Annotated in this window: 11 protein-coding genes; 7 read left to right on the top strand and 4 right to left on the bottom strand. The window is 65.7% G+C overall.

The window, feature by feature from the left end; translation table 11 throughout:
* Positions 1-22 precede the first annotated feature (22 nt).
* The 4 genes from EWE75_RS01565 to EWE75_RS01550 are packed head-to-tail and all read right to left on the bottom strand — an operon-like array spanning position 23 to position 4,378.
* A complete protein-coding gene (locus tag EWE75_RS01565; protein ID WP_069205322.1) occupies positions 23-346 on the bottom strand; it encodes a YbaB/EbfC family nucleoid-associated protein in 324 nt (107 codons plus the stop codon).
* The gene (locus EWE75_RS01560; RefSeq protein WP_130154951.1) at positions 343-1,992 is read right to left on the bottom strand and encodes a DNA polymerase III subunit gamma/tau; all 1,650 of its coding nucleotides are present in this window, start codon (positions 1,990-1,992) and stop codon (positions 343-345) included. Before EWE75_RS01560 ends, EWE75_RS01565 begins: the two co-directional genes overlap by 4 nt.
* 59 nt (positions 1,993-2,051) lie before the next feature.
* A complete protein-coding gene (locus tag EWE75_RS01555; RefSeq protein ID WP_130154950.1) occupies positions 2,052-3,002 on the bottom strand; it encodes a ThuA domain-containing protein in 951 nt (316 codons plus the stop codon).
* A gap of 32 nt (positions 3,003-3,034) precedes the next feature.
* Complete coding sequence (locus tag EWE75_RS01550) at positions 3,035-4,378, bottom strand: MFS transporter (protein ID WP_130154949.1); 1,344 nt, start codon at positions 4,376-4,378, stop codon at positions 3,035-3,037.
* Positions 4,379-4,785: 407 nt separating this feature from the next.
* On the opposite strand from EWE75_RS01550, the gene EWE75_RS01545 reads away from it, so the two are divergent.
* From EWE75_RS01545 to EWE75_RS01515, 7 genes are all read left to right on the top strand, one after another.
* Positions 4,786-7,092: a TonB-dependent receptor gene (locus EWE75_RS01545; protein ID WP_130154948.1), complete on the top strand. Its 2,307-nt coding sequence runs from the start codon at positions 4,786-4,788 to the stop codon at positions 7,090-7,092.
* Between the two features lie 13 nt (positions 7,093-7,105).
* Positions 7,106-7,738, top strand: coding sequence for a gluconate 2-dehydrogenase subunit 3 family protein (locus tag EWE75_RS01540; RefSeq protein ID WP_130154947.1), 633 nt, complete (start codon positions 7,106-7,108; stop codon positions 7,736-7,738).
* A gap of 5 nt (positions 7,739-7,743) precedes the next feature.
* Positions 7,744-9,438 (top strand): GMC oxidoreductase, encoded by a 1,695-nt coding sequence (locus EWE75_RS01535; RefSeq protein ID WP_130154946.1) that lies wholly within the window; start codon positions 7,744-7,746, stop codon positions 9,436-9,438.
* Positions 9,435-10,838, top strand: a complete 1,404-nt coding sequence (locus EWE75_RS01530; RefSeq protein WP_231708147.1) for an MFS transporter — start codon at positions 9,435-9,437, stop codon at positions 10,836-10,838. Before EWE75_RS01535 ends, EWE75_RS01530 begins: the two co-directional genes overlap by 4 nt.
* 185 nt (positions 10,839-11,023) lie before the next feature.
* The gene (locus tag EWE75_RS01525) at positions 11,024-12,121 is read left to right on the top strand and encodes an LLM class flavin-dependent oxidoreductase (RefSeq protein ID WP_130154945.1); all 1,098 of its coding nucleotides are present in this window, start codon (positions 11,024-11,026) and stop codon (positions 12,119-12,121) included.
* Positions 12,121-12,687 (top strand): NADPH-dependent FMN reductase, encoded by a 567-nt coding sequence (locus EWE75_RS01520; RefSeq protein WP_130154944.1) that lies wholly within the window; start codon positions 12,121-12,123, stop codon positions 12,685-12,687. The genes EWE75_RS01525 and EWE75_RS01520 overlap by 1 nt, the downstream gene beginning before the upstream one ends.
* Positions 12,684-15,053, top strand: coding sequence for a beta-glucosidase (locus EWE75_RS01515; protein WP_130154943.1), 2,370 nt, complete (start codon positions 12,684-12,686; stop codon positions 15,051-15,053). The genes EWE75_RS01520 and EWE75_RS01515 overlap by 4 nt, the downstream gene beginning before the upstream one ends.
* Positions 15,054-15,060 lie beyond the last annotated feature (7 nt).

The raw sequence follows: 15,060 nt of genomic DNA, 5'->3' as shown, positions 1-15,060 counted from the left end.
CCGGCCGGTCGGAAAAGGCCAATCAGAACGGCAGCTTGAAGCCCGGCGGCAGCGGGATGCCACTCGTCATCTTCGCCATCGCCGCGCCCGATGCCGCGTCGGCCTTGGCGCGCGCGTCGTTGAACGCGGCGATGACGAGATCCTCCAGCATCTGCTTCTCACTCACCGCGAGCAGCGACTCATCGATATTCAGCCCGATGATCCGTCCCTTGGCCGAGGCGGTGACCGTGACGAGACCGCCACCAGCCGCGCCCTGAACTTCGATCGTGTCGAGGCCGGCCTGCGCCTTTTCAAGCTCGGCCTGGACGTTCTGCGCCATGGCCATGATGTCTTCGAGATTGTTCATGCTTCACTCCGTTGCAGGGCTATGATGCGATCGAGTTCGTCGGGCAGGAGTTCCGCACCGGGAAACGCTTCGAACGCGGCTTTTACCACTGGCATCGCCAGAATTTCGAGACGCCGCTTCTCCTTGTCGGCGTCGTCCTGCTCGCGCAGCGTCGGCGTGCCCGGCACGTCGGCGGTGGTCACCTTCCAGACCTTGCCGGTCAACCGCTTCAACTCGATGTTGAGATCGCGGACCAGATCGGCCGAAATCGGACGCGCCGAGCTGAGCACAACCTCGGGCGCGGCGAAATGGACGACACTCGCGCTGAAATAGACTTTCGAGGCGAGCGCCTGCTCGCCATTGTCGTCGAGATACGTCCTAAGCGCCGCGATCGTGTCCGGCAACGCCGCCTCGGCGGCCGGGGCAAGCGTTGGCGCGGCGGCGGGCGCGACCGGTGCCGCCATCGAGACGCGGCCTTCCGCCAGCATCTTCGCGAGTTCGCCCGGATCGGGCAGCGTCGAGGCGTGGACCAGCCGCAGCAACGCCATCTCGCATGCCTCGATCGGCAGCGCGGCGCGGCCGACCTCCTCATGCGCCTTGAGCAGCAATTGCCAAAGCCGGTGCAGCGCCGCGAACGACAGCCCGCTCGCCCAGCCCGCGAGCGCGTCGCGCTCCTCAACCGACTGGCCCGCGTCGATACCGGCACCGAGCTTGACCAGCGTCGCGCCGTGGACGGTTTCGAGCAGCCCGCGCAACACGCTCAGCGGATCGACGCCGAGATCATATTGCCGCCGCAGCGACGCCAGCGCCCCCGCCCCATCGCCGGCGAGCAGCAAGGCGAACAGGTCGCGCGTGGCGCCACGATCGGACAGGCCGAGCATGTCGCGCACCGCATCCGCGCGCACGCCGCCGCCTTCCTGGCCGGCATGCGCAATCGCTTGATCGAGTATCGAAAGCCCATCACGCGCCGACCCTTCCGCCGCGCGCGCGATCAGCCCCAGCGCTTCGGGTTCGGCCTCAACCCCCTCGGCCTGCGACACATAGGCGAAATGCTCGGCGAGCTTCTCGGCCGGGATGCGCCGCAGGTCGAATCGCTGGCAGCGCGAGAGCACCGTCACCGGCACCTTGTTGACCTCGGTGGTGGCGAACAGAAACTTCACATGCGCGGGCGGCTCCTCAAGCGTCTTCAACAGCGCGTTGAAGGCGTTCTTGGAGAGCATGTGGACTTCGTCGACGATGTAGATCTTGAACCGCGCCGACACCGCAGCGTAGCGCGCTGCATCGATGATCTCGCGGACGTCGTCGACGCCGGTATGGCTGGCCGCGTCCATCTCGATCACGTCGATGTGGCGCCCTTCCGCGATCGCGCGGCATGGCTCGCACACGCCGCACGGGTCGATCGTCGGTCCGCCCTGCCCGTCCGGCCCGATGCAGTTGAGCGCCTTGGCGATCAACCGCGCGGTCGATGTCTTGCCGACCCCGCGCACGCCGGTCATCAGGAACGCGTGCGCGAGCCGATCGCGCTTGATCGCGTTGCCGAGCGTCTGCACCATCGCATCCTGGCCGATCAGCTCGGCAAAGGTCTGCGGCCGGTATTTCCGCGCGAGGACGCGGTACGCCTCGGCTTTGGGCTGCGGGGGTTCACCAAGATCGAAGGAGTCGGACATGGCGGCTATGTAGGCACGGCCGTGTGCGTTGTCGAAGCTTTGGTGGCCCCCGCGTTACCTCATTTGGTCGGGTAGTCCTTCGCCTCTTCGAGCACCGGCAGCGTCACCTTGCCGGTCGCCGCCCATTCGGTGCCGCGCAGCAGCAACGTCTGGAGCGGCTGGAAGTGCAGCGAGACCTCGTCATGGCCAAGCGTGATCGAGAAGACGCGGCCCTTGCCGTAATCCTGCGTCCACACCTGCGGATGATCGGCGTCCATGCCCTTCATCGCCTTGAGCTTTTCGGGCGTGTAGGCGGCGGCGGGATATTTGGGGCCGGTCAGCTTGGGGTCGTAAGCCGCCGACGAATCATGCGCGGTGGCGAGGACATGGATCTTGGCATCCGGGGCGAAGCTCATGTTGGTGTACATGTCGTCATTGTACGTCCAGATATACTCGCGCATCCCCGCCGTGATCGGATTGTCGCGGTCGACGATGTGGATCGGAAACGCGCCCGGCGGCGCACGACGGCTGCCGTGGATCGGGTCCATGACGCCGCCGACCAGCGCCTTATACTCGGGCCAGTTGTAGCCCCAGGTGAAGGACGAATGGTAGGCGACCAGCCCGCCGCCCTGCTTGACGTAATCGAACAGCGCCTTTTCGGCCTCGGGCGACCAGCGGTGTTCCTTCTGATCGTCATACACCCAGCGGCTCGAATAGTTGAGCAGCACCACGTCATAGCCTTTCAGCATCGCGAGATTGCCCTGGTCGAAATCCTCGCTGACGCGGACGTCGAAGCGGCCCGTGTCCTGCATCATCGTGCGCAGCATGTTGTCGATGCCGGTCCAGTCATGCTCGTAGCTGTTCTGGCCGCTGATGATGAGCACACGGATGCGCTTTTCGGTCGGGTCGGCCGGGATGGCGACGCGCTGCACGGTCTCCGGCGGGCGGTAGTTGGGGTGGACAATTACCTGCGCGCCGGCAGGCACGACACCAAAAGCCAGTAACGCAGCCGTCATCATTCGGTACTTCATGCCGTCTCTCCCGTTTATTTGTGGTTCAACACTCAGGCGGTAAGCGGTTTGCGCTGGCGGTCTTTCGCGCTGGCCGTGTTCATCGGCCAGAACAGGATCACCACCGCCTGAAGCACCAGCAGCACAATCGGCCAGCCGTAATAGGACCAGCGGATTGTCGCCCGCGCCGCATCGCTGACATGGTCGGGCGTGAAGGCGGCGAAGGCGAGCGCATAGGCGATCGCGGCGGTGCCCATCGCCATGCCGATCTTGGTGGCGAGGCTGATCCCGGAGGACAGCAACCCTTCATTGCGCACGCCGAACCGCGCTTCGTGGTAATCGACCGCCTCCGCCGCCATCGCGAAGATGCCGGTGATCGTCATCGACGTCGCGATCGACGCGGCGAAATAGAGTGACAGGAACGCCGCCGGGTTCGCTTCGGTGAAAGGCAGCGCCGCGAACAGCGCGATCGACAGCACCAGCGCGCCGAAACAGCCCTTACGAATGCCGGCCCGCGACAGGATCGGCGGCGCGAGGAACGCCGAAAGCAGCAGCAGCCCCGAGATCGCCGGCAGCATCACCGAGATCATCCAGGGCCGCCCGAGCACATGGATCGCGAAGAAGGCCGTTACCGAGATCATCGCGCCGAACCGAACGAAATACAGCAAGGCGAACAGGAAGCAGACCCACCAGGCGCGGTTGCGCAGCATCTCGCCGATGCCGGTGAACACCGGCATGCCGACCGGCGCGGCATCGTGAACGCGCTCGCGGCAATTGCGGAACAAAGCGGTCAGCGCGACCAGCGACAGGCCCGCGAACAGCACCGCGACCAGCAGGAACCCGCGCCGTTCGTTGCCGCCGCCGAACAGGCCCACCAGCGGCATCGTCGCCGCCGTGCCGAGGATCACCGCCACCGACGTGCCAATCGAACGCATGCTGCCAAGCTTGAGGCGCTCGTCGGTCGCCTCGGTCATCATCGGCATCAACGCGGTATAGGGAATCGAGCCGAACGACATCAGCACGCCGAGCAGGTTGAAGGTGACGAACGCCCAGACGAGCTGCGCATCCATGCCCCAGTCCGGCACCAGGAAGATGGCGAGGAAGATCCCGCAATAGGGCAGCGCCGTGAACAGGAAGTACGGGCGTGTCCGCCCCCAGCGCGTGCGGGTGCGATCGACGAGGATGCCGACACCGATGTCGATCACCGCATCGAGCAGCCGCGCGGTGAGGAACAACGTTCCCACCGCCGCCGCCGGCAGCTTGAGCACGACAGTGTAATAATACAGCAGGAATGCGCTGACCATATTATAGGCCAGGCTGTAGCCGAAATCGCCGAACCCGTAGCTGAGCTTCTCGACGAACCCCAGCTTGGGCGCTCCCGTCACGACCGCGCGCATCGGCTCAGCCCTCCAGCGTCACGCGGATACGATCGGGAATGGCCGGATGGTCTTCCGCGAAAATTCCCTCGACACACGGCGATACTTTCGGCGAAACGTGCATGGTCATTCGACCTCTCCCCTGGCGCTTGGCACTCAACACATGTGTGTCAGCGCCCGGTCGATTTTGCCCGATCCGCCCGCGCCGCGCTCTCATTTATAATTAGAACCTCAATTCTGTATGTCGAGCGGAAAAGCGACTTCGCGCCCGCACAAAAATTGCTGCAATGCAGCATAAGGCGCGCTTTTGCGTCTTTTTGATCCATGTCATTGCGCCCCGGCTTGACACCCTCGCGAATCGCGGATTATTGGAACCATTATTTTATTTCGAATGACGACAGTCATCGCTTTTGGGGAGGATGGTTCACATGCGCTACAACTCAATTCGGGTTCTGATGGCTGGAGCAAGCCTGCTGGCGAGCAGCGCCGCGATGGCGCAACAGGCGCCCACCGCTTCGCCGGACAACGAAACGGTCCCGGACATCATCGTCACCGCACAGAACCGCGCCGAGAGCGTGCAGAACGTGCCGATCGCGATCTCGGTGATCAGCGGCGATACACTGAAGTCGCAGGGCGTGACCGATTTCACCTCGGTCGCCAAAGTCTCGCCCGCGCTTCAGGTGACGAGCGACACCACCAACACCCGCGTCAGCGTTCGCGGCATCGGTACGCTCAGCAACAACGAGGCGCAGGACCAGTCAGTCGCGGTCAACGTCGATGGCGAGTACATCAACCGCCCGACCATTCTGAACGCGGCGATCTTCGATCTTGAACGCGTCGAGGTGCTGCGCGGCCCGCAGGGCACGCTGTATGGCCGCAACTCGACCGCCGGCGCGGTCAATTTCATCACGCGCAAGCCCGGCGACGCGTTCCGCGTCAACGGCTCGGTCAGTTACGGCAATTACAATGCGGTGATCGCCGAGGGCGGCGTCGATGTGCCGCTCGGCGATGTCGGTGCGTTCCGCGTGTCGGGCACCTATTCCTATCACGACGGCTATATCTACAGCCCCAACACGCCGATCTCGCTGCCGCAATTCCAGTCGAACGACGGCGGGCATCGCAGTGGCAACGACAATACCTGGGGCGTGCGTGGCTCGCTGCGGCTGGAGCCGCTTGCGGGTCTCGAGATCAACGCCTCGGTCGAGCACGACGAGATGCACATCATCCCGGCGGTACAGGCATATCAGGATCTCAACGCCGCCGGCGGCTGCTCGGCGAGCGGCTTCGTCGAGGTTGGGCCGATCACGCCGGGCGTGCAGTGCGTTCCGCAGAACACCAACTTCCTCAGCAAGATCAACCGCGGCAATTACGACATGCCGCTGACCGGCGTCGGCAAGTTCGACCAGGAATCGACCGCCTTCCGCGGTCGCGTCGCCTATAATTTCGGCCCGGCGACGCTGACCTACACCGGCGGCTACCGCGAGACCTCGAACACGGGCTTCAACTCGCTCGCGCCAGCCTATGCCTTCTCCAACTATGGCGCATCTGTGAAGACGCAGAGCCACGAACTGCGCCTGAACGGCGAGGAAGGCCGCTTCAAGTGGCAGTTCGGCGGCTTCTATTTCAAGGAACTGCAGAACACCAACGGCGGCCTGTACAGTCCGTTCATCGGACCGCCCGGCAACACCAAGGGCTCGTACATCACCTATCCAGTCCATCCGACCAACAGCCAGAACTACTCGGCGTTCGGTCAAGCGGAATACGGCTTTACCGACCAGCTCACCGCCGTCGGTGGCGTGCGCTATACCAAGGATACGCGCAGCGCGACCTTCTTCAACTACGGCTTCGTGTTCAACTCGGGCTACGTCGAGCTGACGGGCACACCGTCGGTTGCGGTGCCGCTGCACTATTCCGGCGACAAGATCACTTGGCTGGGCGGACTGAACTACAAACCCAACGCCGACACGCTGATCTATGGCAAGGTTTCGACCGGCTACAAGGGGGGTGGCTTCGACGGCAGCGGCGCGACGTTCCGGCCTGAAAGCAACACCGCCTACGAAGGCGGCCTGAAGCTGAATTATGGCCCGAGCAGCCATAACACGTTCAATCTGGCAGGCTTCTATTATGACTATAAGGATCTTCAGAACGACGTTCTGCTCAACAACGTGACCGGTGCGCAGACGTTCAATGCCGGCAACGCCACCGTTTGGGGCGTTGAGGCTGAATCGACGATCCGCCTCTCGCCGAGGGACACCTTCACTGCCTCGTTCAACTATCTGCATGCGCGCTACGACACTTTCATCGCGTCCTATTCGGTGCTCGATACCACCAATCCGGGCAATGCGGCATTAAGCACGGCGGAGAACGCCAATCTCAAGGGCAATCGTCTGCCCCAAGCGCCGCAGGTCGTGATCGGCGTCGGCTATGATCATGTGTTCGATCTCGGCCCGGCCGGCCGTCTGACCGCGCGGGCGTACTCGCGCTTCAAGAGCGACTATTATCTCGACTTCTACAATTACCGGGACTCGCGACAGACTGCTTTCACGCAGACCGACCTGAGCATCGAATACAAGCCCGCCAATGGCAAATACGGCCTGCAAGTGTTCGCGCGCAATCTGGAGAACATCCGACCGCTCGTCTATTCGTCTTATGTCGCAGCCGGCACGGACGATATCTATGTCTGGCAGTTCGGCGCGCCGCGCACCTACGGCGCACGGCTGTCGATCGACTTCTGATCGATCAGGAGAAATGACCGTGAGTGAGGCGAAGCAGTGGAACCGGCGTGAGCTGATCGGCGGCATTGCCTTGCTCGCTGCGGCGATCGGCGTGCCGGCGGCGGTGGTGTCGCTGTCGGCACTGTCGCCAGACGACGCACCGACCGACCGGCAGCGCGCGATCATCACCGCCGCCAGCCAGCACGTCATCCCGCGCACGGCGACACCGGGCGCGGCCGACGTGGGGGTTGGCGATTTCGTCATCCTCGCGCTGGCGCACGGGCTCGACGGCACGCGCGCGCCGAGCGGCGCCGCCGGGATGCCGCAAGTCGCGCGCTTCCAGCGACCGGACGGGTCGCTTCGTTTCCTCGACTGGCTCGAGGATGCGCTCGATGCGCGCGGGCGCAGCGACTGGCTGGCGCGCACACCCGCCGAACAAAGCGCCGCGCTCGCCCGGCTCGATGCCGAAGCGTTCGCGCAAGGCGCCGACAAACACCCGTGGCGCGCGATCAAGGCGCTGATCCTGACCGGCTATTACACCTCGCAGGCGGGCGGGTCGCGCGAACTGCGCTATGTGCTCGATCCCGGTCGCTACGACGGGGACGTGCCGCTCGCCCCGCACACCCCCGCTTTTTCCAGCGACTGGAGCGCGGTCGATTTCGGATGACCCAAATGAACACTCCTGAATTCGACGTGATCGTGGTCGGCTCCGGCATCACCGGCGGCTGGGCGGCCAAGGAACTGACCGAAGCGGGCCTGCGCGTGCTGATGATCGAGCGCGGGCGCAAGATCGAGCATCAGGTCGATTACGAGACCGAGACCAAGGCGCCGTGGGACATGCCGTTCCGGGGCCTCGGCGACGCGGAACTCTACCGCGAGGAATATCCGGTTCAGGCGCTCAACCGGCATTTCACCGAATTCACGCAAGGGCATTTCGTCAACGACGCCGAAAACCCCTATGCCACCGCGCCGGGCAGCGATTTCACCTGGTTCCGCAGCTATCAGCTCGGCGGTCGATCGCTGACATGGGGGCGGCAATCGTACCGCTGGTCCGACTATGATTTTGGCGCGAACAAGCGCGACGGCCACGGCACCGATTGGCCGATCCGCTATGCCGATCTCGCGCCGTGGTACGACAAGGTCGAGGAGTTCATCGGCGTGTCGGGCGCGGCCGAGGGGCTGAAGCAGCTTCCCGACGGCAAGTTCCAGCCGCCGATGGCGCTCAATGTCGTCGAGCAGCATGTGCGCGGCGTGCTGGCAGAGCGCTATCCGGGCCGCGTGCTGACGATCGGCCGCACCGCCAATCTGACCGAGCCCAAGCCCGACCAAGGGCGCGGCGCCTGCCACTCCCGCAGCATCTGCGCGCGCGGCTGCTCCTACGGCGCGTATTTCTCGACCCAGTCGAGCACCCTGCCCGCCGCGAAGAAAACCGGGCGGCTCACGCTCATCACCGACGCGATCGTCGAGAAGATCGACTACGATCCGGCGACCAAGCGCGTGACCGGGGTGCGCTGGTTCGACACCACCGACAACACGCGCAAGCAGGCGACCGCGCGGATCGTGTTCCTCAACGCCGGATCGTTCAACTCGAACCATCTGCTGCTCAACTCGACCAGTGAGGCGATGCCGCACGGCCTCGCCAACGGCAGCGGCGTGCTCGGCACGCATATCATGGACCATGCCAACACGCTGTCGGCGGCGGCGATGATGCCGGGCTTCGAGGGCCATACCAGCTTCGGCAACCGTCCGACCGGCGCGATCATCCCGCGCTACCGCAACATGGATGTGATGGACGGCATCGGCCACACGCGCGGCTTCTCGTTTCAGGGCGGCGCGCTGCAAAGCACCTGGACACGCGCCAAGCGCGAGGCCGGCATCGGCGAGGATTACAAGGCCCGCATGCGCGAGGTCGGGCCGTGGCGGATGGTGCTGGTCGGCTTCGCCGATTGTGTGCCGCGCGTCACCAATCGGCTGACGCTCGATCCCGTCAAGACCGACGCCCACGGCATCCCCCAGCTCAACGTCGCCTTCGCGTTCGGCAAGGAAGAAATGGCCGCGCTCGCGCAGGCCAAGGCCGAGGCGTCGGAGATGCTGACCGCGGCCGGTGGGCAGGTGATGTTCGGCTTCGACCGCCCCGGCCCCGGCGGCACCGCGATTCACGAGATGGGCGGCGCGCGCATGGGCTGGGACCCGGCGACCTCGGTGCTCAACCGCTGGAGCCAGGCGCATCAGATCGCCAATCTGTTCGTCACCGATGGCGCGCAGATGAGCAGCTCGGCGTGCCAGAACCCGTCGCTCACCTATATGGCGCTAACCGCACGCGCGGCCGATGCGGCGGTGACGATGCTGAAAGAAGGAAAGATTTGAGCGCGATCGACCCCGCGGCGATGACGCCGCGGCAGAAGAGCCTCGCGTTCTTCACGCTCGTTATCGGGCTGGTGCTGGAGATTGTCGATCTGACGATCGTCAACACCGCCCTCCCCGCGATCCAGCGCGATTTCGGCGGCGATGGCGCGGCGGCGCAGTGGATCGTGGCGGGCTATGCGCTCGCCTTCTCGGTTCTGCTGATCCTCGGCGGACGATTGGGTGATCTGTTCGGCGGGCGCGCGATGTTCCTGCTCGGCGTCGCCGGTTTTACGCTCGCCTCGCTCGCATGCGGCGCGGCGGGTAGCGCGGACGCGCTGATCGCGGCGCGGGTGGCGCAAGGCGCCGCCGGTGCAATCATGGCGCCGCAAGTGCTGACGATGATACAGTTGCTGTACACGCCAGTCGAACGCATCTCGCGCCTCGCCTGGTTCGGGGTGATCGGCGGCCTCGCGGCGATCTCGGGGCCGATCCTCGGCGGGGTGCTGATCGCCGCGAACATCGGTGGCTTGGGCTGGCGCACCGTGTTCCTCATCAACGGGCCGGTCGGCGTGCTCGCGATCGTCGCGGGCTGGTGGCTGCTGCCGCGTCACCGTGCTGAGGATCGCGTGCGGATCGACCTGATCGGCACGGCGCTGTTCGGCGTGGCGCTGGCGGCTTTGTTCTTTCCGCTCGTCCAAAGCGAACATGCCGCCTTCGGAGCGAGCAGCGCGCTGTTGCTGCTCGGCGGTGTGGCGCTGCTCGTTTTCATGTGGCGGCTGCTCAAGCGGCGCGCGGCGCGCCGATTGCCGGTGGTGTTCGATCCGGCGCTGCTGTCGAACGCGGTGTTCCGCAACGGCCTCGGCATCGCACTGGCCTTTTCCGCCGCCAACACCGGCTTTCTGTTTCTGTTCGCCTACACGCTCCAGAAACTGTCGGGGTTCACGCCACTTCAGGCCGGGCTGATCCACGTACCGTTCAGCGCGGGCGTGATGTTCGGCATGGCGGTGCTGGGGCGCACCTACGCACGGCGCGCGGGCAAGTGGCTGATCGTCGGCGGCGCGGGGCTGCTCGCGCTGTTCTACGGCGGCACGCTCGGCTGGATCGCGAGCGGTACGCACGATCTCTGGACGTTGTTGCCGCTGGTGCTCGTCGCGGGCGTCGGCATGGGCATGGTGTCGGCACCGATCGCGCCGATCGCGGTCTCACGGGTCGAACGCAACCATGCCGGGGCGGCAAGCGGCATCCTCAAGACCGTGCAGCAGATCGGCGGCGCGTTCGGCGTGGCATTGGTCGGCGGCGCCTTCTTCGCGATCGGCGGCGAACGCACCCTCGGCGGCGCGATCATCGTCATCGAAGTGCTGTTGCTGGCGTGCGCGCTGTGCGCGGCGAGCCTGCCGCGCGCGATCTTCGAACCGGCCTGACGATGCAACTTCTCCACGTTTCAGGCCGGGCATCCGCGTCCTCTCGAATATTAGAATTACCTTCTCATCACGCTGAGGAAAAACGGCATTTGAGCGCCAACATCCTGCTTTCAAACGCTTGACAGAAGCGCCTCTCCGACCCTATCAAAATAAGAACGCTAATTCTAAAATGAAGGAGGGGAAAAATGCGCTTTTCGGTGTTCCTCAACGCTCGTTCGACAAAGCCCGAAGAAGACGGTCGCCTCATCACCGATCTGATCAGCCACGCCGAACGCGCTGGCGATCTCGGCTTCTCGGCGATCTTCATGCCAGACCACCATTTCAACGGCTACATGCCGATCGCGAGCGACAGCTTCCTGCTCGCCGCCTATCTCGCGGCGCGGATGCCCGAGATGTATTTCGGCTTCTCGGTGGTGTCCGTGCCGCTGCATCATCCGGTGCGCTTCACCGAGCGGGTCAACGTGCTCGACCATCTCACCAAGGGCAAGCTGCTGGTCGGCATCGGATCGGGCACCACGCCCGAGGAGATGATCGGCTTCGCGGTCAACTACAAGGAAGCCAGCGCGCTCGCCGAGCAGAACCTTGCGACCGCCGAGCAGCTTTGGGCGAAGCGGATGGACGATCCCGCCGTGGTGATCGACAACGGGCCGTATCAGGGCCGCGTGCTCCAGCGCATCACCCCGACGCCGTACGGCGAACACCACGCCCGGCTGATGCCGGTCGCGTTCCGCGAATCGAGCGCGCGCCGTGCCGCCGAGAACGCCTGGCCGGCGTTCATCCCTGCGTTCACCCCGCCGCAGATCTACGGCACCGAGCCGCTCGCGCACGTTACCAAGCATTTCGGCAACTATCGGCGCCTGCTCGATGAGGCCGGGCATGACGAAGCCAAGATCACGGCGGCGCTCGACTGGACGACGCACACCTATCAGTGTGTCCACATCGCCGAGACCGACGAGCAGGCGCGCGAAGAACTGGAGATCATCCTGAAAGGCTATCAGGACGCGGTCGACCGCGAGAACGCATTCAACCGCCGCGCGGAAACCGACGACGCCAACAAGAAGAAGGACGTCAACGTCAACGCGCTCGACGAGGGCTGGATCGGCACATGGTGCCTGTACGGTTCGCCCGAAACGGTGATCGAGCACCTCAAGCCGTATCAGGAACTCGGCATCGGCAACGTGCTGTGCGGCACCACCACCGGCCCGCTCACCGAGCAGCGGCTCGCTTTCGCCAACCAGACGCTTGACCTGCTTTCGAGCAAGGTCATGCCCGCGTTCGCCTGATGGCGCGCCGGGTCGTCGGCATCGGCGGCACGCTCAGGCCGCGCTCATCGAGCGAAATGCTCGCGCGCGCGGTGTTGGCGGAGTGTGCGGCGCTGGGCGCGGAGACGGTGATGTTCGACGGTATCGCGCTGAGCGAACTGCCGCACTTCAACCCCGAGGCGCCGACCCGCAACGCCGCCGAGCAAGCGTTGGTCGCGGCGGTGCGCGCGGCTGACGCGCTGGTGATCGCCAGCCCCGGCTATCACGGCGGCGTCTCCGGCCTCGTCAAGAACGCGATCGACCTGCTCGAAGACACGCGCGGCGACGCGCGCGTCTATTTCGACGGAATGCCGATCGGGCTGATCGTCTCGGCGGCGGGATGGCAGGCCGGCGGTGTCACGCTCGCCGCGCTGCGTGGCATTGTCCACGCGATGCGCGGCTGGCCAACGCCGGTCGGGATCGCGATCAACTCGATCGAGCAGAAGCCATTCGGCGCGGATGGCACGCTCGTCGATGCCGGCATCGCCGCGCAGGTGGCATTGCAGGCGCGCCAGATCATGACATTCGGACGAACGGAAACGGCATGACCCGCGAATTGACCCTGACCGAAGCCGCCACGCTGACGGCGGGCGCGACGATGTGGACGAGCGTTGCGGTTGCCGATGCGGACATCCCGTCGTTCAGCATGGCCGACGGACCGATGGGAATCGCCAGCGGGCGGATCGACGAGCGCGAAGTCTCGCTGCTCAGCCCCTGCCCCACCGCGCTCGGCGCGAGTTGGAACGTCGCGCTGGTCGCGGAAGTCGGTCGGATGATCGGCGGCGACGCGGTCGCGCGCAAGGTCGATGCGGTGCTCGCGCCCAACATCAACCTCGCGCGCAGCCCGCTTGCCGGTCGCGCGTTCGAATATTTCTCGGAAGATCCGCTGCTGGCGGGCGTGCTCGGCGCGGCGTGGATCACCGGGCTGCAATCGACCGGCACCGGATCGGTCGCCAAGCATCTCGTCTGCAACGACAGCGAAACCGGGCGCGATTTCGTCGATGTGCGCGTCGATGAACGCACGCTGCGCGAAGTGTATCTGCTGCCGTTCGAACTCGCCGCCGCCGCCGGCTGCGTCGGGATGCTCGCCGCGTACAATCGCGTCAACGGCGACTGGTGCTCGGAACAGGCGCACGTCATCACGCGCATCGTAAAAGACGAGTGGCGCTTCCCCTATCTGGTGATGAGCGACTGGTTCGGCACGCATTCGACCGAGGGCACGATCACCAGCGGACTCGATCTGGAAATGCCCGGCCCGGCGCGCTTCATGGGGCCGAAGATCGCCGAGGCGGTCACCGCCGGTCGCGTCGATCCCGCGCGCGTGCAGGATGCCGCCGCGCGCGTCGCCGCGACCGCGCGGCGCGTGACCGGGCCGAAGACTCCGCCCGCGCCCGAAGAGGCCGCCGAGGTTCTGGAACGGGCCGCCGCCGAAGGCTTCGTATTGCTGCGCAACGAAGGCGATCTGCTGCCGCTCGCGCCCAACGCGGTGAAGCGAATCGCGGTGATCGGCCCCAACGCCGCCGCGCCTTGCTATCAGGGCGGCACCTTCGCCAAGATCTCGGTCTCGCCCGACACGCCCACGCCGATCGCCGCGATCCGCGCGCGCTACGGCGCTGAGTGCGAGATCGTGTTCGAACCCGGCGTCGATCCGCAACCGCGCTTGCCCGCCATGCCGGTAACACCGGGGCGCGACATCGGCGACGGCTGCGCGAGCGGCATGACGCTCGACTATTTCGACAGCAAAGATTGCTCGGGTGAACCCCGCTTCAGCGAGACGCGCGCGACCAACTCGCTGGTATGGTTCGTCGGCGTCCACGATCAGGGCCGGTTCGATCAGCCCGGATCGGTGCGCGCAAGCGGCCGGTTCCGCGCCGAGGCCGATGGCGCGCATCGTTTCTACCTCGGCGCGACCGGCCTCGCCCGGCTGCTCGTCGATGGGCGCGAAGTGCTGCGCGGCGGCCGCGAACTGCCCGCCAAGGACGTGATGGGCGCGCTGAAAAGCGGCGACGCCGACAGCGTCGAGGTCATGCTTTCGGCCGGACAGGAGGTGATCGTCACCGTCGAGTTCGGCTATACGCCGGCGCGCGTGCATGGCCTGTGGTACGGCCTCCGCACCCCCGACAGCCCGGCGGCGATGCTCGCCCGTGCGGTCGCAGCGGCGCGCGACGCCGACGCGGTGTTCCTGATCGTCGGCGAAACCTCCGATTCGAGTGTCGAAAGCAAGGACCGCCCCGACACCAAACTCGCGCCCGAGCAGCTCGCGCTGATCGCGGCAGTGGCGGCTGCAAACCCGCGCACCGCCGCGATCGTCAACGTCGGCCATGCCTTCGATGCTGAATGGGGCGATCAGGTCGCCGCGCTGATGGTGGCCTGGTATCCGGGCCAGGGCTTCGCCCCCGCGCTCGCAAGCGTGCTGGCGGGCGACCGCGAGCCGGGCGGACGCATGCCGGTGAGCATCGCCCGCGCCGAGTCGGAATATTGCGGCTATGCGCTCACCCCCGATGCCGACGGGCGGCTCGCCTATGATGAGGGCACACGCTTCGGCTATCGCGGGCTGATCGCCAACGGCACGCCGGCGCGCCACGCGCTCGGCAGCGGCTTCGGCTATGCGCGGTTCGACTGGTCGGACGCGCGCGTCGATGGCGATGTGGCCTCGGTGCTGGTGCGCAACCTGTCCGACCGCCCCGGCGCGGACGTCGTGCAGGTGTACCGTGACACGCCCGAATGCGCGCTGCTCGGCTTCGCCAAGGTAACGCTCGCGCCGGGCGAGGAACGGCCCGTCGAGATCGCTATCGAACCCCGCTTGCTGCGGCTGTGGGGTGATGACGGCTGGACGGAGATGACCGGCGCGATCGCGCTGCGCGTCGCCCGCGATGCCGAGGATGCTGGGCTGGTAGTTACGCTCTCGCGGTAAGCAAATC

The organism is Sphingomonas populi, from assembly GCF_004208535.1.
Taxonomy (GTDB): Bacteria; Pseudomonadota; Alphaproteobacteria; order Sphingomonadales; family Sphingomonadaceae; genus Sphingomonas; species Sphingomonas populi.
Note: the sequence above shows the minus strand (reverse complement) of the source record. Positions and strands in the feature narration are given on the sequence as shown.